The sequence below is a fragment of the Rhizobium arsenicireducens genome (assembly GCF_964021225.1).
Window position 1 is genome coordinate 2,027,604 of the sequence record NZ_CAXHYK020000001.1, and the last position, 16,871, is coordinate 2,044,474.

At 62.3% G+C, this 16,871-nt stretch carries 15 protein-coding genes and 1 pseudogene; 13 read left to right on the forward strand and 3 right to left on the reverse strand.

Annotation, left to right across the window (positions count from 1 at the left end; translation table 11 throughout):
* Positions 1-90: 90 nt before the first annotated feature.
* From cysS to cimA, 7 genes and pseudogenes are all read left to right on the forward strand, one after another.
* On the forward strand, positions 91-1,794 hold the full coding sequence (cysS, locus tag ACWPVA_RS10025; RefSeq protein WP_454287542.1) for a cysteine--tRNA ligase: 1,704 nt from the start codon (positions 91-93) through the stop codon (positions 1,792-1,794).
* Positions 1,795-1,805: 11 nt separating this feature from the next.
* Positions 1,806-1,976, forward strand: a pseudogene (locus tag ACWPVA_RS10030) (CysS/YqeB C-terminal domain-containing protein); the annotation flags it as partial.
* A 291-nt stretch (positions 1,977-2,267) separates the two neighbouring features.
* Positions 2,268-2,753 carry a GFA family protein gene (locus ACWPVA_RS10035; RefSeq protein ID WP_454287543.1) on the forward strand — a complete coding sequence of 162 codons (486 nt, stop codon included), beginning with the start codon at positions 2,268-2,270 and terminating at the stop codon, positions 2,751-2,753.
* A gap of 126 nt (positions 2,754-2,879) precedes the next feature.
* The gene (locus tag ACWPVA_RS10040; RefSeq protein WP_454287544.1) at positions 2,880-3,344 is read left to right on the forward strand and encodes a GFA family protein; all 465 of its coding nucleotides are present in this window, start codon (positions 2,880-2,882) and stop codon (positions 3,342-3,344) included.
* A 3-nt stretch (positions 3,345-3,347) separates the two neighbouring features.
* Positions 3,348-3,830 (forward strand): GFA family protein, encoded by a 483-nt coding sequence (locus ACWPVA_RS10045; protein ID WP_454287545.1) that lies wholly within the window; start codon positions 3,348-3,350, stop codon positions 3,828-3,830.
* 11 nt (positions 3,831-3,841) lie between these two features.
* On the forward strand, positions 3,842-4,801 hold the full coding sequence (gene pip / locus ACWPVA_RS10050) for a prolyl aminopeptidase (RefSeq protein ID WP_454287546.1): 960 nt from the start codon (positions 3,842-3,844) through the stop codon (positions 4,799-4,801).
* A gap of 158 nt (positions 4,802-4,959) precedes the next feature.
* Positions 4,960-6,576, forward strand: coding sequence for a citramalate synthase (cimA, locus tag ACWPVA_RS10055; RefSeq protein WP_454287547.1), 1,617 nt, complete (start codon positions 4,960-4,962; stop codon positions 6,574-6,576).
* A 3-nt stretch (positions 6,577-6,579) separates the two neighbouring features.
* Here cimA and ACWPVA_RS10060 read toward each other — a convergent pair whose 3' ends face one another.
* Complete coding sequence (locus tag ACWPVA_RS10060; RefSeq protein WP_454287548.1) at positions 6,580-7,473, reverse strand: protein-L-isoaspartate O-methyltransferase family protein; 894 nt, start codon at positions 7,471-7,473, stop codon at positions 6,580-6,582.
* A gap of 149 nt (positions 7,474-7,622) precedes the next feature.
* Between ACWPVA_RS10060 and rarD the strand changes: the two genes are divergently transcribed.
* The gene (gene rarD, locus ACWPVA_RS10065) at positions 7,623-8,534 is read left to right on the forward strand and encodes an EamA family transporter RarD (protein ID WP_454287549.1); all 912 of its coding nucleotides are present in this window, start codon (positions 7,623-7,625) and stop codon (positions 8,532-8,534) included.
* A 53-nt stretch (positions 8,535-8,587) separates the two neighbouring features.
* Here the strand turns inward: rarD and ACWPVA_RS10070 are convergent, their stop codons facing one another.
* The gene (locus ACWPVA_RS10070; RefSeq protein ID WP_454287550.1) at positions 8,588-9,208 is read right to left on the reverse strand and encodes an LOG family protein; all 621 of its coding nucleotides are present in this window, start codon (positions 9,206-9,208) and stop codon (positions 8,588-8,590) included.
* Positions 9,209-9,364: 156 nt separating this feature from the next.
* On the opposite strand from ACWPVA_RS10070, the gene ACWPVA_RS10075 reads away from it, so the two are divergent.
* Together ACWPVA_RS10075 and ACWPVA_RS10080 are read left to right on the forward strand one after the other, a co-directional pair.
* Positions 9,365-11,398: a LysM peptidoglycan-binding domain-containing protein gene (locus tag ACWPVA_RS10075; RefSeq protein WP_454287551.1), complete on the forward strand. Its 2,034-nt coding sequence runs from the start codon at positions 9,365-9,367 to the stop codon at positions 11,396-11,398.
* 127 nt (positions 11,399-11,525) lie between these two features.
* Positions 11,526-13,412, forward strand: coding sequence for an ABCB family ABC transporter ATP-binding protein/permease (locus ACWPVA_RS10080; RefSeq protein ID WP_454287552.1), 1,887 nt, complete (start codon positions 11,526-11,528; stop codon positions 13,410-13,412).
* Here the strand turns inward: ACWPVA_RS10080 and ACWPVA_RS10085 are convergent, their stop codons facing one another.
* Positions 13,413-14,732, reverse strand: a complete 1,320-nt coding sequence (locus ACWPVA_RS10085; RefSeq protein ID WP_454287553.1) for a diguanylate cyclase — start codon at positions 14,730-14,732, stop codon at positions 13,413-13,415. It lies immediately after the preceding gene.
* Between the two features lie 244 nt (positions 14,733-14,976).
* Between ACWPVA_RS10085 and ACWPVA_RS10090 the strand changes: the two genes are divergently transcribed.
* From ACWPVA_RS10090 to ACWPVA_RS10100, 3 genes are all read left to right on the forward strand, one after another.
* Entirely contained in the window at positions 14,977-15,675 is a 699-nt protein-coding gene (locus tag ACWPVA_RS10090) for a phosphatidylserine decarboxylase (protein ID WP_454287554.1), read from the forward strand.
* A gap of 22 nt (positions 15,676-15,697) precedes the next feature.
* Positions 15,698-16,549: a CDP-diacylglycerol--serine O-phosphatidyltransferase gene (gene pssA, locus ACWPVA_RS10095; RefSeq protein WP_454287555.1), complete on the forward strand. Its 852-nt coding sequence runs from the start codon at positions 15,698-15,700 to the stop codon at positions 16,547-16,549.
* A gap of 183 nt (positions 16,550-16,732) precedes the next feature.
* Positions 16,733-16,870: a hypothetical protein gene (locus tag ACWPVA_RS10100; protein WP_454287556.1), complete on the forward strand. Its 138-nt coding sequence runs from the start codon at positions 16,733-16,735 to the stop codon at positions 16,868-16,870.
* Position 16,871 lies beyond the last annotated feature (1 nt).

Consider the following 16,871-nt stretch of genomic DNA (forward strand, 5'->3'; position numbering starts at 1 on the left):
CGCTGGCCCGGCCGTTTTCGTCTCCTGACCCAAGTCCCAGATGACAAACGCCCCGGTCCAGCCGGACGGCTTGGCTATCGGGAGACAGGAATGGCGGTAAGCCTCAAGCTTTACAACACACTGACGCGCGACAAGGTCGATTTCACCCCGATCGATCCCGAAAATGTGCGCATGTATGTCTGCGGCCCGACCGTCTACGACTTCGCCCATATCGGCAATGCGCGCCCTGTCATCGTCTTCGACGTGCTCTACCGGCTGCTGCGCCATGTCTACGGCGAAAGCCACGTCACCTATGTGCGCAACATCACCGACGTCGACGACAAGATCAACGCCCGCGCGCTGCGCGATTTCGGCGCGCAGATCGCCGACGGCGCGATGACGCTGAACGAGGCCATCCGCGCGGTCACCGGCAAGACTGAGAGTCAGTTCCATGCCGACGTGGCGGCGCTCGGCTGCCTCAAGCCCACCGTCGAGCCGCGGGCAACCGACAATATCGGCCAGATGATCGCCATCATCCAGCGGCTGCTGGACCAGGGTCATGCCTATGTGGCTTCCGGCTCCGAAGGCCATGAGGTGCTGTTCGCCACCGCCTCCATGGCCGACTACGGTCAGCTTTCAAAGCGCAAGCTCGAAGACCAGCAGGCCGGCGCCCGCATCGCCGTCGAGGCCCACAAGATGAACCCCGGCGATTTCGTTCTGTGGAAACAGTCGGCCGACACCGAACCCGGCTGGAAGGCCGACTTCACCTTCGAGGGTGAAAAGGTTGCGATCTACGGCCGCCCCGGCTGGCATATCGAATGCTCGGCCATGTCGGATCGCTATCTCTGGGAAGAGATCAAGGACCGCCTTTCGCCGAAGGCCAAGGCCCGCCCGCACCAGTTCGACATCCATGGCGGCGGGCTCGACCTGATCTTCCCCCATCACGAAAACGAGATTGCCCAGTCCTGCTGCGCCTTCGACACCGACGTCATGGCCAATGTCTGGATGCACAACGGCTTCCTGCAGGTCGAAGGCCGCAAGATGTCGAAGTCGGAGGGCAATTTCGTTACGATCAACGAGTTGCTGGAAACGGACAAGTTCGGCGGGCGGAAGTGGCCGGGCGAAGTGCTCAGGCTCGCCATGCTGATGACGGACTACAAGCAACCAATTGACTTTTCAATTTCGAGGCTGCGAGAAGCAGAGGCTTGGATTAAAAACTGGTCTAGCGTTCTTTCTTTGATATCCGGAACACAAGGCTTCACTCCTCGGCCTGACGAAAATCTCCTCCGGATCCTTTCCAATGATCTCAATACGGTTGAGGCACTGCACTATTTGAAGTCGCTTTCAGCGAGTGCGGTAGCGTCGATTGAGCCAGCAGAACGTCTAGTTTGGGGCCTAAACCTACTTGGGTTGTTGAATGCTGACGTAAACCGGATTGTATTTATGTCGGCAATGACCAGCAACACGCTTACAAGCGCCGAAAAGGAAGATGTCCTTAGAATGGCGCTGGCATCGATATCGGCTCACGACGGTGTTCGGATCTTGCTCAAAGATCATCCAATGCTTCCCACATATATGGAAACGCTTGCACACGCAGGGAAAGTTCTTTTTCAAGAATGGCAAGAAGCCTTTGATTCCGGTCACCTTTCAGACATCAGCTTAAAGCTCAGACAGCGGTCAGAGTATCTTGCAACGAAGCAGTTCACTGAGGCCGATCGTATCCGTGATGAGCTTCTCGCCAAGGGCATCCAGCTCAAAGACGGCAAAGACAAGGAAACCGGAGAACGCTTTACGACTTGGGAACTTAAGCGATGAGCGACGATCTCACAGCCGCCGTCCATGCGCTTGTCGACATGCGCCTTGAAATGCTGAAGGCAAAGAACTTCGCCGAAGCCGACAAGATCTGCGACGATCTCCTGGCCAAGGGCATCCAGCTCAAGGACGGCAAGGACAAGGAGAGCGGCGAGCGGGTGACCACCTGGGAGGTCAAGCGGTAGGATGTCCGTTCTGGCGTTTGCTGACACCCCCCTCTGCCCTGCCGGGTATCTCCCCCTCAAGGGGGGAGATCGGGACGTTGCGCCGTCGCAGGAACACCTGAACCGCAGCGTTCGCGGATATGGACTTGAATCTGGGCGGTCTGCCTTCCTTCGCTTTTTGGCAAACTCACGGGTTCTCATGTGGACAGAGACGGCTGCGGCCTGGTCGATCTCCCCCCTTGAGGGGGAGATGCCCGGCAGGGCAGAGGGGGGTGAAACCTTGACCACCGCGCCAACATCAGGAGACCCATCATGACCGATGCCATCTACACCGGCGGATGCCAGTGCGGCGCGATCCGCTTCCGGGTCAGTGGTGTTCTCAAGGACTCGTCGATCTGCCACTGCCGCATGTGCCAGAAGGCGTTCGGCGCCTATTATGCGCCGCTCGTCTCGACGCGGGGAGCACAACTGGAGTGGACGCGCGGAGCGCCGAAGAAATTCCGCTCGTCCAATTTCGCCAGTCGCGGCTTTTGCGACCGTTGCGGCACGCCGCTGACGTATGAGGCGCCCGACGGCGTGGCGATTGCCGCCGGCGCCTTCGACGATCCGTCGCGCCTGCCGCCGGTCGTGCAGTTCGGTGTCGAGGGCAAGATCGACTTCGTCGATCACCTGCACAAATTGCCCGGCCACCGCACCGAAGAAGATGCCGATGAGGCTCCCTTCGTGCTGGAGATCGTGTCCTACCAGCATCCCGACCACGACACCGACGGCGATTGGCCGAAGGAGAGCCAAGCATGATCGAGAAGAACCCCAATACGCAAATGCCGAAATGGTTGCTCTACGGCCTGATCGCCAAGGGGCTACTCGTTGTTCTGGTGACGGGCGGAGTCGTCGCCTATGTGATGCTGGCGTAGGGAGACGCAGATGGACGGAATTTTCACCGGCGGATGCCAATGCGGCGCGGTCAGGTTCCGGGCGGAAAAGCTCGGGCGCCCGTCGATCTGCCATTGCCGCATGTGCCAGAAGGCCTTCGGCTCGTTCTTTGGCGCCTTTGTGACGGCCGACCATGCGCATCTGACCTGGACGCGCGGCCAGCCCTCGCTGTTTCGCTCCTCCGCCAAGGTCAAGCGCGGCTTCTGCAACAAATGCGGCACGCCGCTCTCCTATCATGTCGGCGAGAGCATCGAGCTTTCGATCGGCGCCTTCGACCATCCGGAAGCGCTGGAACCGCAAGTGCAGGTCAACCACGACAAGCGCCTGCCCTGGATCGATCATCTGTTCGAAAAGCCAGCGTTGAAGACGCCGGACATGGAGGCTTTCTTCGCCTCGGTGGTTTCGAACCAGCATCCCGATCATGATACGGCGGTCTGGCCGCCCAAGGAGGAGTGAGCCGTGAGCGGATCCGAGAGCCATAGCGGTGGATGCCAGTGCGGCGCGGTGCGCTACCGCATTGCCGGCAAGCTCGGCTATCCGCATCTCTGCCACTGCCGCATGTGCCAGAAGGCCGGCGGCAATTTCTTCATGGCGCTTGCCGGTACGCGCGAGGAGAACTTCGCGATCACCCGCGGTACGCCGGGCTGGTTTTCCTCCTCCGATCCCTGCCGCCGAGGCTTTTGCGAGAGATGCGGCACGCCGCTCTTTTTCAAGACCGCCGATTCCCCCTATGTCAGCGTGACGATCGGCAGCCTCGACGATCCGGAGGCGACCACGCCCGTGTCGCAGGACGGAGTGGAGGCGCGGATTTCCTATTTCGACAAGCTCTTCTCGCTTCCGCAAAAGGCGACCGACCGCTCAGACCTGCCGGACGGCAACGCCCGGATCGCACAGAGTAACCACCAGCATCCCGACCACGATACGGCCGTCTGGCCGCGGTAAAAGGATTGATCATGACCAATGACTTGCGCGGCTTCTACCCGGAGATCGAACCGTTCGAGACCGGCTTCCTCGATGTCGGCGACGGCCATAGGATCTATTGGGAACGCGTCGGCACCAGGGGCGCCAAGCCCGCCGTCTTCCTGCATGGCGGCCCGGGCGGCGGCACGAGCCCGACGCAGCGCCGCCTGTTCGATCCGAAGCTCTACGACGTCCTGCTGTTCGACCAGCGCGGCTGCGGCAAGTCGACCCCGCATGCCGGCCTGGAAGCCAACACCACCTGGCACCTCGTCGCCGATATGGAGCGGCTGCGCGAGATGATGGGGATCGAGAAATGGCTCGTCTTCGGCGGCTCCTGGGGCTCGACACTGGCGCTCGCGTATGCGGAGACGCATCCGGAGCACGTGTCGGAATTGGTCCTGCGCGGCATCTACACACTGACCAGGGCCGAGCTCGACTGGTACTACCAGTTCGGCGTGTCGGAAATGTTCCCGGACAAGTGGGAGCGTTTCCAGGCACCGATCCCGCCCGAGGAACGGCACGAGATGATGGCGGCCTACCGCCGCTACCTGACCGGCACGGACAGGAAGAAGCAGCTGGAATGCGCGATCGCCTGGAGCACATGGGAGGGCGGCACCATCACGCTCCTGCCGAACCCGGACTACGAGGCGCATTTCGGCGAGGACGACTACGCGATCGCCTTTGCCCGGATCGAGAACCATTTCTTCGTCCATGCCGGCTGGCTGGACGAAGGACAGTTGCTGCGCGATGCCCATAAGCTCAAGGACATTCCCGGCGTCATCGTGCATGGCCGCTACGACATGCCCTGCCCGGCGAAATATGCCTGGGCGTTGCACAAGGCCTGGCCGAAGGCCGATTTCCACCTGATCGAGGGAGCGGGCCACGCCTATCTGGAGCCAGGCATCCTCGACCAGCTGATCCGCGCGACGGACCGGTTTGCCTGCAAGGAATAGGACTTGCCCCCTCACCCTGACCCTCTCCCCGCAAACGGGGAGAAGGGATGGAAACGTCGGCGGCACGGTCCTTCTCCCCGCTCGCGGGGAGAAGGTGGCGGCAGCCGGATGAGGGGCCACGCAATGAAGTGACGACATATGCCTCGGGAGGCACACACATGACACGCGAAAAGATCTACCTCTTCGACACGACGCTGCGCGATGGCCAGCAGACGCCGGGCATCGATTTTTCGGTCGAGGACAAGATTGCGATCGCCGCCATGTTGGACGAGTTCGGTCTCGACTATGTCGAGGGAGGCTATCCGGGCGCCAATCCGACAGACACGGCCTTCTTTTGCCAGAAGCGCACCAGCCGGGCTTCCTTCGTCGCCTTCGGCATGACCAAGCGCGCCGGCGTCTCGGCGTCGAACGATCCGGGGCTGACGCAGCTGCTGCAGGCAAAGAGCGATGCCGTCTGCCTGGTCGCCAAAACCTGGGACTATCATGTAGAAGTAGCGCTCGGCTGCACCAACGAAGAAAATCTCGACAGCATCCGCGAGAGCGTCGAGGCGGTGGCCGCCGCCGGCAAACAGCCGCTGGTGGACTGCGAGCATTTCTTCGACGGCTACAAGGCCAATCCCGCTTACGCCCTTGCCTGCGCCAAGGCAGCCTACGAGGCCGGTGCGCGCTGGGTGGTTCTGTGCGACACCAATGGCGGCACCCAGCCGCCCGAAATCCGCGATATCGTCCAGGCGGTGATCACTGCTGGCGTTCCGGGCTCTGCGCTCGGCATCCACGCGCATAACGACACCGGGCAGGCGGTGGCCAATTCGCTCGCCGCCGTGGAAGCCGGCGTGCGCCAGATCCAGGGCACGCTGAACGGCATCGGCGAGCGCTGCGGCAATGCCAACCTCGTGACGATCATCCCGACGCTCGTCCTGAAGGAGAGCTATGCGTCGCGCTTCGAAACCGCGATCGACACTGACAAACTGGTGGAGCTGACCCGGCTTTCGCACGCCTTCGACGAGTTGCTCAACCGCTCGCCCGACCATCAGGCGCCCTATGTCGGGGCTTCGGCCTTCGCCACCAAGGCCGGCATCCATGCCTCGGCGCTGCTGAAAGACCCGCGCACCTACGAGCATGTCGTGCCCGACAGCGTCGGCAATTTCCGCAAGGTCATGGTCTCCGACCAGGGGGGCAAGGCCAATTTCATCAACGCGCTCAAGCGCCGCGGCATCGAGGTCGACAAACGGGATCCGCGGCTCGACACGCTGATCTCGATCGTCAAGGAGCGCGAATCCTCGGGTTATGCCTATGAGGGCGCGGATGCGAGTTTCGAGCTGCTGGCGCGCCGCACGCTCGGCACCGTGCCGGAGTTCTTTTCGGTCGAGAGCTTCCGCGTCATGGTCGAGCGCCGCTTCGACAGCCATGGCCGGCTGAAGACGGTGTCGGAGGCGGTGGTGAAGATGGTGATCGACGGCATGGCCGTGATGTCGGTTGCCGAAGGCGACGGCCCGGTCAACGCGCTCGACCTGGCGCTGCGCAAGGACATCGGCAAGTTCCAGGCGGAGATCGCCGATCTTGAGCTTGCGGACTACAAGGTGCGCATCCTCAACGGCGGCACGGAAGCCATCACCCGCGTGCTGATCGAATCCACCGACGATACCGGCGTGCGCTGGTGGACGGTCGGGGTGTCGGAAAACATCATCGACGCCTCGTTCCAGGCGCTGATGGATTCGGTCGTTTACAAGCTGATGAAGAACCGCCAGCTCGCGGGCAGGATCGCCGCCGAGTAGCCGTCACTCCGCGGCGGCGGCGACCAGGGCGTGGGTGGAAAGGCCCCAGTCCGGCTCTGAATACCACTCGTCCTCCGCCGGTGTCCCCTTCCAGCGCAAACTCTGCACCGCCCGCCAATTGTCGGCGAAGGCGGCGCGCAGGCGCGTGTGGCAGGCCCAGTCCGATGGGATAACGCCCTCGCCCCAGATGAACGAGACCCCCTCGATGAAACGGGCCGAATAGCCTTCGGCTTCGCGCCTCACCAGCAGGAAGCCGGCCATGGCGGTGTATTCCGGCCCCTTCTGCTTGCGTCCCTCGAACAAAGGCACGCCGAGCGGAAACAGCAGGCGTCCCCCCGGCTTCAATCGCTCGATCCACGGATCAGCGGGCCTGTCGACTGCGAAATTGACGTAGACGATGTCCGCTTCGCCCTTCGGCCATTCCAGCCCGTTGCCGCGCACCACCTCGATATTCGCCCGGTCGGCCAGGCAGGTCCGCGCCCGGTCGCCCAGCGCCGCATCATATTCAATGGCGAGGACGCGCCCGTTGGTGCCGACAAGTTCCGCCAGGATGGCGGAATAGTATCCCGTCCCGGCGCCTGCATGGATCACGGTTTCGCCCGCCCGGGGCGCCAGGGAATGAATGGCGAGCGCATGCAGCGAGGGACTGCCGTTGTTGAGACCCCGCGAGGCGTCGAGCGCCACCAGCACATCCTCATAGAGCGTCGCGACGTCATGCGACGGCACGTCGCGATAGCCGCCCCGGTCCTGGATCAGCCAGGGTGGTCGCCCGAGGAAGTCCTCGCGCCTCACATCGGAAAACGCTTCCGCCAGGCGGTCGTCCGCAAGGACACCCGCCTTCTGCAGCATCCGCACCGCATAGTGCTGACGCTGCTCCATGGTCGAACCGGCCAGCATGATCCGCCTCCATCTGCACGGCCCCCGATTGCAAATTTGCCGCGCGCACGCATCAAAAGCAATCGGCCATTGTTCACCCGAATGAATTTGCCCATTCGCCAGTCCTCCGGTAACTCGCATGCCCAGATACTGACCAGGATCCGTCCATCATGACCGAACAGATCGCACCAGCCGTGAAGAACGAGGACAGCGCGCGCGGCTTTGCCTTCGCCTTTGCCGCCTATTTCATGTGGGGCTTCCTGCCGCTCTATCTCAAGCTGGTGGCGCATATTCCGCCGATGGAGGTCGTGGCCAACCGCATCGTCTGGTCGCTGCCGATCACGGGAGTCATCCTGTTCTTCCTCAAGCGCGGCGGCGACGTGTGGAAGGCGATCCGCACGCCGTCAATGCTCGCCATGGCGTTCGTTACGGCCACCCTCGTGACTATCAACTGGTTGGTCTATGTCTATGCGATCACCTCCGGCCAGGCTCTGCAGGGCGCCCTTGGCTACTATATCAACCCGCTGATCTCGGTGCTGATCGGGGCCATCCTGCTCAAGGAGCGGATGATGCTGCCGCAGAAGATCGCCGTCCTGCTAGCCGCGATCGCGGTCGCTATCCTCACCTATGACGCCGGGGGGCTGCCGTGGATCTCGCTGGCACTGGCGTTCAGCTGGGGATTCTACGCCTTCTTCCGCAAGACGCTGCCGATCGGCCCCAATCAGGGATTTTTCCTCGAGATCCTGATCCTGTCGTTACCGGCCTGCCTCTATATCCTGTTCATCGAACTGAGCGGCACGGGGCACCTGTCCAACGGCTCGGGCGCGACCGACATCGGCCTCTTGTTCTTCAGCGGGATCGCCACGGCGATACCCCTGATGAGCTATGCCAACGGGGCAAAACTGCTGCGGCTGTCGACGATCGGTATGATGCAATACATCGCACCGACCATGGTCTTCATCACTGCGGTCTTCGTATTCCACGAGCCGTTCGGACAAACGAAGTTCATCGCCTTCCTGTTCATCTGGGCCGCTCTGGTCACGTATTCCTGGCCGATGATCCGCGAGTATCGCAACCGCTGAGCGGCGGGAACGAATAAGTCGAACGTCTCGGGCATACCAAGCGGGGCCAATCTTCAGAGCCGGGAAATGACCTCTTCGGCGCCGTCGAGATCGCGGACCGTTTCGAGCTTCTCAAGGATCGCCGGCACGATGTCGTCGATTTCGGCGACCACCATCGGCTGGACCCGGTGAGCGGTGTGGATGAAACCCTGTTCGCGCATGTGGCGCACCAGTTCGAGCATTGGATCCCAGAAACCGTTGACGTTGGCGAAGACCATCGGCTTTTCGTGGCGACCGAGCTGTGCCCAGGTCATGATCTCAACGATCTCCTCCAGCGTGCCGATACCGCCCGGCAGGGTGACGAAAGCGTCGGAGCGCTCGAACATGGCATGCTTGCGGGCATGCATGTCGGGTGTCACAATCAGTTCGTCGAGCTGGCCCAGGGAATGGCGCGTCGCCTCCATGTCAACCAGGAATTCTGGGATGATGCCGGTCACCTGTCCGCCGTTCGACAGAACGCCGCTCGCCACGGCCCCCATGATGCCCTTGGTGCCGCCGCCATAGACGAGCCGCAGGCCGTGGGCGGCGATCGAATGGCCGAGTGCACGGCCAGCCGCAATGTAAGACGGATCGCGTCCGGGTTGTGAACCGCAATAGACGCAGATGGATCGAATCGAAGATGCATTTTCAGTCATGTCCGAAACATGACTATGGAGCGCCGGCGAGGTCAACAAAATTGACCGAATCCTGTTCGCTATAACTCCGAATCCATTGGGAACGCTTGTGAAAGTCGGAAGATAGGGCTAGCAATTTTTGAAGATTAAGGCGGCTGTTCCGCCGGGAGACTGACAATGATGAAAAACCGCGCCGTTTGGGTGGCCTTGTTGGTGCTCGGCGTTGCAACCCTGCTGATGGTGTTCTTCGTCCTGCCGCGCATCTCGCCAGTCACGGAGGATGCGTCGAAGGCTGTTACCACAACCGTCGACGCGGCCAAGGATACTGCCGAAGCCACGATCGCGGACACGGCCAGGACGGCAGCAGAGAAGATGGACCGGCTGAAGGCTGAGGCCACCACTGCGGTGACGACGATGAAGGCGCTGTTTGCCGAAGGTCGCACGCCGGCGGCCGACGCGTTTGCCACGGCCAAGGGCGTCGCCCAGGTCGCAGTCTCGGCGCTCGTCGCCCTGGACATACCGGCAGGCATAGACGCCACGCTCGACACGGCGATGAAAAAGGCCCGCGAGGACGCAGCCAGGGCGCTCGGCCTCATCGAGCGACTGCCTGACGATCCGGCAAAGGCCGCGGGGCTCATCGCGGCCATCGAGAGTGCGCTGACCGGTACAGTCGCTCCAGAGACGACGCCTGCCGGCCCCGTCGCGCCGCCCGAAGTGGCCGCCGATGCTGCCGCCTTGCCGCGCTTCGATGTCCTGCGCGTGGAGCCTGACGGCTCAACCGTGATAGCCGGAAATGCGGCGCCGGGTTCGAAACTCGAAATCCTCTCCGGCGACAAGGTGATCGCCGCACTCGACGTCGATCCGAGCGGCGACTTCGCCGCCGTGCTCGACCAACCGCTGCCTCCGGGCGACCACAGCCTCCAACTCAAGGCAACGGACAAGGATGGCAAGCTGGTCACCTCGGAAGAGGTCGCCACGATCTCCGTTCCCACGGATGCGACCGGCAAGCTGCTGGCCATGGTTTCCAAACCCGGTGAAGCAAGCCGTCTGATCACGCTTCCGGAAAGCGTCAACTCCGCTACCAAGCAGGAGCGTGTTGCGCCAATCGATGGTTCCGACGCGCCTGCAACGCCTGCCGCTCCCGCCAGCGGTGAGAGCGCTGCAATTCCAACAGACGAATCGGCTGCAGGGGCCGGAAACGCCTCAGCCACTCAGGCCGAAATCCAGGTATCCGCGGTCGAGATCGAGGGAGACCGCATCTTCATCGCCGGCAAGGCACCGGCCGGAAGCAGTGTCCGTGGCTCTGCGAACGAGACGATCGTCGGCAATTCCACGGCCGATGCCAGCGGCAACTTCGTCGTCGAGGGGAAGATTACGCTTTCGGTCGGCGTCCATATGATCCACGCCGAGCTGCTCGATGCCGCCGGCCAGGTGGTCGTGCGGACTTCGGTGCCGTTCAATCGTCCCGAAGGCGAACAGGTTTCCGTCGTTGCGCAGAACATCCAGACGGCATCCGGCCAAGTTGGCGCCATGGTGCCCGTCGATCTGGCCGCCTTCGAAACACTGCGCGGTTCGCTCGGCCAGGCCTTTGCCCTGCTGCAGGGACTCTATGCCGACGGCAAGACACCTGTGCTCGAAGAGCTTGCCGCGGCCCGCTCGGCGACCGAGATCAGCCTGAAGTCGATTGCCGAATTCCGTCCGGCCGCCGCTGCAGCCAAGCCTATCGTCGATTTTGTTGCGGCAACGGCTGCGAAGGCCGGCACGGCCCATGCCACGCTGCAGGCCCTGCCGAACGACATCGAGGTGATCGCTGCTGAAACGCCAAAGATCGCGGCACTGATCGAGGCGGTTCTCTCGCCATCAGCCCCCACATCCGACCTGGTTTTGCCGCCCGACGCAACGTCGCCCTCGGCAGCGGGAACGCCGGCTACGCCGCAGGATATGGCAGCCGCGCCGAGAACGATCGAGCAGGCGCCGCTGACTGAAAGCAGCAATAGTGTAATCATCCGCCGCGGCGATACGCTGTGGCAGATTTCCCGCCGCGTCTACGGCCAGGGCGTACGCTATACGACCATCTATCTCGCTAATGCCAACGAGATCAGCAATCCGGACCTGATCGAGCCGGGCCAGGTGTTCCGCGTGCCGAGCGAGGCGCTGCCAAACGCGGAGGAACTCCACCGCAAGCGGCTGAGCGGCGAGGCCGGCAACTAGGCGGCGGCGAAGTTCCTCCGGAACGACGTTGCATTGGGCGAGACAAAGCCCTATCTGCGAATGAGGCGGCGGCTCCCCGGGGGCGCCGCCTTTTGGCACTAAAGAGGCTTCCAAGGGCGTATCAGGAATGGCTGGCAACAAGAAGACGGTTTCGGCGGACAGCAGCAATCCCCTCCACACCCTTGTCAATCTCTGGCCCTACATGTGGCCGCGCGATCGCCTGGACCTCAAGATGCGGGTCGTTTGGGCCACCGTATTCCTGCTGATATCAAAGCTCGTGCTGATCCTGGTTCCCTATTTCTTCAAATGGGCGACCGATGCGCTGAACGGCAAACTCGATATGGCCGGCATCCTGCCCACCTTCCTGCTCGGGGCCGTGGCGCTGGTCATCGTTTACAACCTCACCCGCATTGCCCAGGTCGGCCTCAACCAACTACGCGATGCGCTGTTTGCCAGCGTCGGCCAATATGCGGTGCGCCAGCTCGCCTTTCGCACCTTTGTTCACATGCACAAGCTGTCTCTACGCTTCCATCTGGAGCGCAAGACCGGCGGCCTGTCGCGCATCATCGAGCGCGGCACCAAGGGCATCGAGACGATCGTCCGCTTCACCATCCTCAACTCGATCCCGACGCTCATCGAATTCCTGCTGACGGCGGCGATTTTCTGGTGGAGCTACGGCTTCTCCTATCTCGCCGTCACGGCCTTCACCGTCTGGGCTTATATCTGGTTCACCATCCGCGCCAGCGACTGGCGCATCGGCATCCGCCGGGCGATGAACGACAGCGACACCGATGCCAACACCAAGGCGATCGACTCCCTTCTCAACTTCGAGACCGTCAAATATTTCGGCAATGAGGACATGGAGGCCAGCCGCTTCGACCAGTCGATGGCACGTTACGAGAAATCGGCCACCCAGGTCTGGACCTCGCTCGGCTGGCTGAACTTCGGTCAGGGCCTGATTTTCGGCGTGGGCACCGCCGCCGTCATGGTGATGTCGGCGATCGCCGTCCAGCAGGGCCAGCAGACGATCGGCGATTTCGTCTTCGTCAATGCCTTGCTGCTGCAGCTCGCCGTACCGCTCAACTTCATCGGCTTCGTCTATCGCGAAATCCGACAGGGGCTGACCGATATCGAACAGATGTTCGATCTGCTGGAAGTCGAAGCCGAAGTCGTGGACAAGCCTGGAGCGAAGGACCTCGCCATCAGCCAGGGCGCAATCGTCTTCAAGGATGTCCATTTCGCGTATGATTCGCAGCGCCCCATTCTCAAGGGAGTGTCCTTCGAAGTGCCCGCCGGCAAGACGGTGGCCGTGGTCGGCCCATCCGGTGCCGGCAAGTCTACCATCTCGCGCCTGCTCTACCGTTTCTATGACATCCAGCAGGGGTCTATCACCATCGACGGGCAAGATGTTCGCGACATCACTCAGAAGAGTCTGCGCGCGGCCATCGGCATGGTGCCGCAGGACACGGTCCTGTTCAATGACACGATCGCCTATAACATCCGATACGGGCGCCCCTCCGCCAGCGACGCGGAAATCGAACAGGCTGCAGAGGTCGCGCAGATCGGCCGGTTCATGCGCGAATTGCCCGACGGCTTCCAGACCAAGGTCGGTGAGCGAGGCCTGAAACTCTCGGGCGGCGAGAAGCAGCGTGTGGCGATCGCCCGCACCGTACTGAAGGCGCCCCCGATCCTCATTCTCGACGAGGCGACCTCGGCGCTGGACACCACGACGGAGCAGGAAATCCAGGCGGCCCTCGACATCGTGTCCAAGAACCGCACGACGCTGGTCATCGCGCACCGTCTTTCGACCGTCGTCGGCGCCGATGAAATCATCGTACTGAAGGGTGGCGAGATCGCCGAGCGCGGCACGCATGCGGCATTGCTCGACAAGGATGGGCTCTACGCCTCGATGTGGAACCGCCAGCGCGAAGCGACCCAGGCAGAGGAACACCTGCGCCAGGTGCGCGAGAGTGACGAACTCGGAGTAGTGATCCGCAAGCCTCCGGCCTCCTGATCACACCGTTCCGCTGGTAACGAATGACGAACGGCTATCGGCGATGCAGATGCGATTGCGACCGCTGCTCTTGGCTCTGTAAAGGGCGTCATCGGCGCGCTTGAGGGCCTCGTCCAGTTCTTCCTCGCTGGGCCGGAACCCGGCAAGGCCGATGCTGATGGTGCCGGCAACGGCCGCTAGGGCCGTATCAACGCAGGCGCGTTCGACCTCGGCCCGCATCCGGTCGGCAGCCTCTACCGCCTCGTCCATCGAGCAACCGGTAAACAGGGCGTAGAATTCTTCCCCGCCGGCACGGGCGATGACATTGCCCTCCCCGATCGTCGCCTCCAGCGTACTAGCAATCATCCTCAGCGCGTTGTCACCCTCGGCATGACCCAGCCGGTCGTTGATCAGTTTGAACTGATCGACATCGAGGACCGCCACCACGAGGGACCTGTTGGCCCTGCGGGCCTCTTGCGCCAACTGCTCCGCCAAATCGAAGAACTTGCGCCGATTGTAAGCGTTGGTCAGCGGATCGCGCTCGGCGGCCTCGATCAATCGTGCCTCGAGCATCTTCCGCTCGGTGATATCGAGAATTGCCCCCGCAATGCCTCGGACACGCCCGTCGCCGCTCTGGATAGCCGCCTTGTGGAACACCACATGACGACGCACACCGCCGCTGTGACAGACCTCGCTCTCATAGACCTGCGTCCCGCCACTCTGCAGCAGTTCGTCGTCTGCCGCCTGATACCGGTTCGCCAGCGCCTCGGGAGCCACCTCGAAGACCGAGTGGCCGACCACGCCGTCCGGCGACCTGCCGATGAAAGCGGCGAAGGCGACATTGCATCCGACATAGAGGCCTTCGGCATTCTTGAAGAAGATCGGCGCGGGCAGGTTATCGATGCAGGCCTGCAGGTAGTCGCGCTCGATCGCAAGATGAGCTTGCTCCTGCTGTGCGCCGCGCGCCCTTTCGAGCGCCCGGCGCGTACGGGCCAGGCAGACGCCAACATCTTTCGGCGAAGTGGGGTCGATGACGTCGTCGGCACCAAGCGCAATCGCGCGCTCGATCCAGCCGAAGCTCAGTTTCTCGGAGGCAAGGATGAGATAGGCATGCTCGCCCAGCGCCAGGCGGAGTTCGCGCACGGCACTGCCCAGCCGCTCTTCCGCGACCGGAACGACGTAGGCAACCGGCTTCTTCGGGATTTCGACGAATGCGGGCGCGGCCACCCCCATGTCAGCCAAAAGCGGTGGTATCGGACGGCCATCGACGGCAAGCCAGACAATCTCGCTGTGATCCTTCGCGTTGCCCTGAGGCATCGAACTTTGTTCAGTACTGGACAATTACTCTTCCGTCTTTTTTCAGATTGCCGGAAATCCATGTTTCCAAGGGGATACCGACAACTTTAGCAATCGCTTTTTAGGGGTGAAACGTTGACGGATGGTGCACGCGAACCCGTGCACCAAAAATGGTCGCACCTCCGCACGTTTTGCCGTTCCGTCGGGTTTCCGTTGCGAGAGCATTGCCCCCGGCACGCTTTCGCGGTAGTCAGCCACCTCGATCCTTTGCAGCGAAACGAGGTTTTTCATGGATCTGTTCGAGAGTATCCGTAAGGCTATCGTGCCAGTGCACAAAGAGGGTTACCCCTTCGTCGCCATATTCTTCGTGGCGTCCCTGATTCTGGGCTGGATCTTCGAGCCGCTGTTCTGGGTCGGCATGGTTTTGACCCTGTGGTGCGCCTACTTCTTCCGCGACCCGGAACGGGTCACCCCGCAGGACGACGATCTGGTCGTCAGCCCGGCCGATGGCCGCGTGTCCTTGATCCAGATGACCGTTCCGCCGGAGGAACTGCATCTCGGCAGCGAACCGATGCTGCGCATCTCGATCTTCATGAACGTGTTCAACTGCCATGTGAACCGCGCGCCGGTGCGCGGCCGGATTAGCAACATCGTCTATCGTGAGGGCAGCTTCCTCAACGCCGAATTGGACAAGGCAAGCGAAGAGAACGAGCGCAACGGGCTCGTCATCGAAACCGCCCACGGAAATCTGGGCGTCGTGCAGATTGCCGGCCTCGTGGCACGCAGAATCGTCTGCTGGGCCAATCCGAACGATTCGCTGGCTGCAGGCGAGCGCTTCGGCCTGATCCGCTTCGGCTCCCGACTGGATGTTTTCGTACCGGCCGGCGCAGAGCCCCGCGTATCGGTCGGCCAGACCGCCATCGCCGGGGAGACGGTGATCGCCGAGTTCGGCTCCGCCAAGGGGCCTGTCGTCAGCCGCCGCAGCTGAGGTCAGGGAGGACACCAGCGCCATGACGACGCAAAAGCCGCCGACTGAGGAGAACGGGAACCACGATCGCGCGAGGGGGCCGCGCCTGCGCGAGATCCCGTTGCGGTTGCTCGTTCCGAACCTGATTACGGTTCTGGCGATCTGCGCCGGCCTGACCGGTGTACGTCTGGCTTTCGAGCATCGCTACGAGCTTGCGGTCGCCATGGTACTGGCTGCTGCCTTTCTCGACGGAATTGACGGGCGCATCGCGCGCATGATGAAGGCGACGTCCAAGTTCGGCGCTCAGATGGATTCGCTCGCCGACATCGTCAATTTCGGCGTGGCGCCCGCCCTCGTGCTCTACGTCTTCATACTCGATCAGGCCCGATCCTTCGGCTGGATCGCCGCCCTGATCTACGCGATCGCCGCTGGGCTACGCCTCGCGCGCTTCAATGTCATGGCGGAGCGCGAGACCAAGGTTCCGTGGCAGTCGGAGTTCTTCGTTGGCGTACCTGCCCCGGCCGGGGCCATGCTGGTGCTTCTGCCGGTCTATCTCGGCTTTCTTGGCGTGCCGCCAAGCGCGCCTGTGGCTTTCGGCGGCGCCGTCTACACAATTCTGATCGCCTATCTGCTGGTCAGCCGACTGCCGGTCTGGTCGGGCAAGTCCGAGACCAGCCGCATCCGTCGCGATCTCGTCCTGCCGATGATTCTCGGCGTGGTGCTCTATGTGGCACTACTGATGAGCTTCACCTGGGAAGTGCTGTCGCTGACCGTGCTGGGCTACCTTCTGTCGCTGCCATTCGGTGCACACGTCTGGCACCGCCGCTACGGCACACTGACGATCGGCGAAGAAGCTCCCGAAAAAGGGCTTTCAGAGATAGACCGCGGCCTCTAAGGCCCGATTCCCAGCCTGAAGCCTGTCATTTCCCCAAAAAATCCGGCTATCTCTCGCGAAATATGGCCGCGCTTGATCAAAATTGATTTGCGCCGCGGTCTCCGCCACGCTTTTGTCGTGATCAGCTCCAATAGAGCATAAGAAAACAAAAAGAATACTCAGGGAACACTTCAGGAGCATGACATGACCACCAAGAAGCCCGCCGAGACGAAACCGGCGATCCAGTCTCTCGACTCCCATTATCGGCCGCTCGGCCTCAAGGCCGTCATCGCCGCAGCGCTGATGCTGAAGCGCAAGCCGGTCAAGAAGGCATCGGCCTGAA

Excerpts from the sequence above, each read along its gene's own strand:
- cysS (WP_454287542.1), top strand. The coding sequence starts at position 91 with ATGGCGGTAAGCCTCAAGCTTTACAACACACTGACGCGCGACAAGGTC.
- ACWPVA_RS10035 (WP_454287543.1), top strand. The coding sequence starts at position 2,268 with ATGACCGATGCCATCTACACCGGCGGATGCCAGTGCGGCGCGATCCGC.
- ACWPVA_RS10040 (WP_454287544.1), top strand. The coding sequence starts at position 2,880 with ATGGACGGAATTTTCACCGGCGGATGCCAATGCGGCGCGGTCAGGTTC.
- pip (WP_454287546.1), top strand. The coding sequence starts at position 3,842 with ATGACCAATGACTTGCGCGGCTTCTACCCGGAGATCGAACCGTTCGAG.
- cimA (WP_454287547.1), top strand. The coding sequence starts at position 4,960 with ATGACACGCGAAAAGATCTACCTCTTCGACACGACGCTGCGCGATGGC.
- ACWPVA_RS10060 (WP_454287548.1), bottom strand. The coding sequence starts at position 7,473 with ATGCTGGCCGGTTCGACCATGGAGCAGCGTCAGCACTATGCGGTGCGG.
- rarD (WP_454287549.1), top strand. The coding sequence starts at position 7,623 with ATGACCGAACAGATCGCACCAGCCGTGAAGAACGAGGACAGCGCGCGC.
- ACWPVA_RS10070 (WP_454287550.1), bottom strand. The coding sequence starts at position 9,208 with ATGACTGAAAATGCATCTTCGATTCGATCCATCTGCGTCTATTGCGGT.
- ACWPVA_RS10075 (WP_454287551.1), top strand. The coding sequence starts at position 9,365 with ATGATGAAAAACCGCGCCGTTTGGGTGGCCTTGTTGGTGCTCGGCGTT.
- ACWPVA_RS10080 (WP_454287552.1), top strand. The coding sequence starts at position 11,526 with ATGGCTGGCAACAAGAAGACGGTTTCGGCGGACAGCAGCAATCCCCTC.
- ACWPVA_RS10090 (WP_454287554.1), top strand. The coding sequence starts at position 14,977 with ATGGATCTGTTCGAGAGTATCCGTAAGGCTATCGTGCCAGTGCACAAA.
- pssA (WP_454287555.1), top strand. The coding sequence starts at position 15,698 with ATGACGACGCAAAAGCCGCCGACTGAGGAGAACGGGAACCACGATCGC.
- ACWPVA_RS10100 (WP_454287556.1), top strand. The coding sequence starts at position 16,733 with ATGACCACCAAGAAGCCCGCCGAGACGAAACCGGCGATCCAGTCTCTC.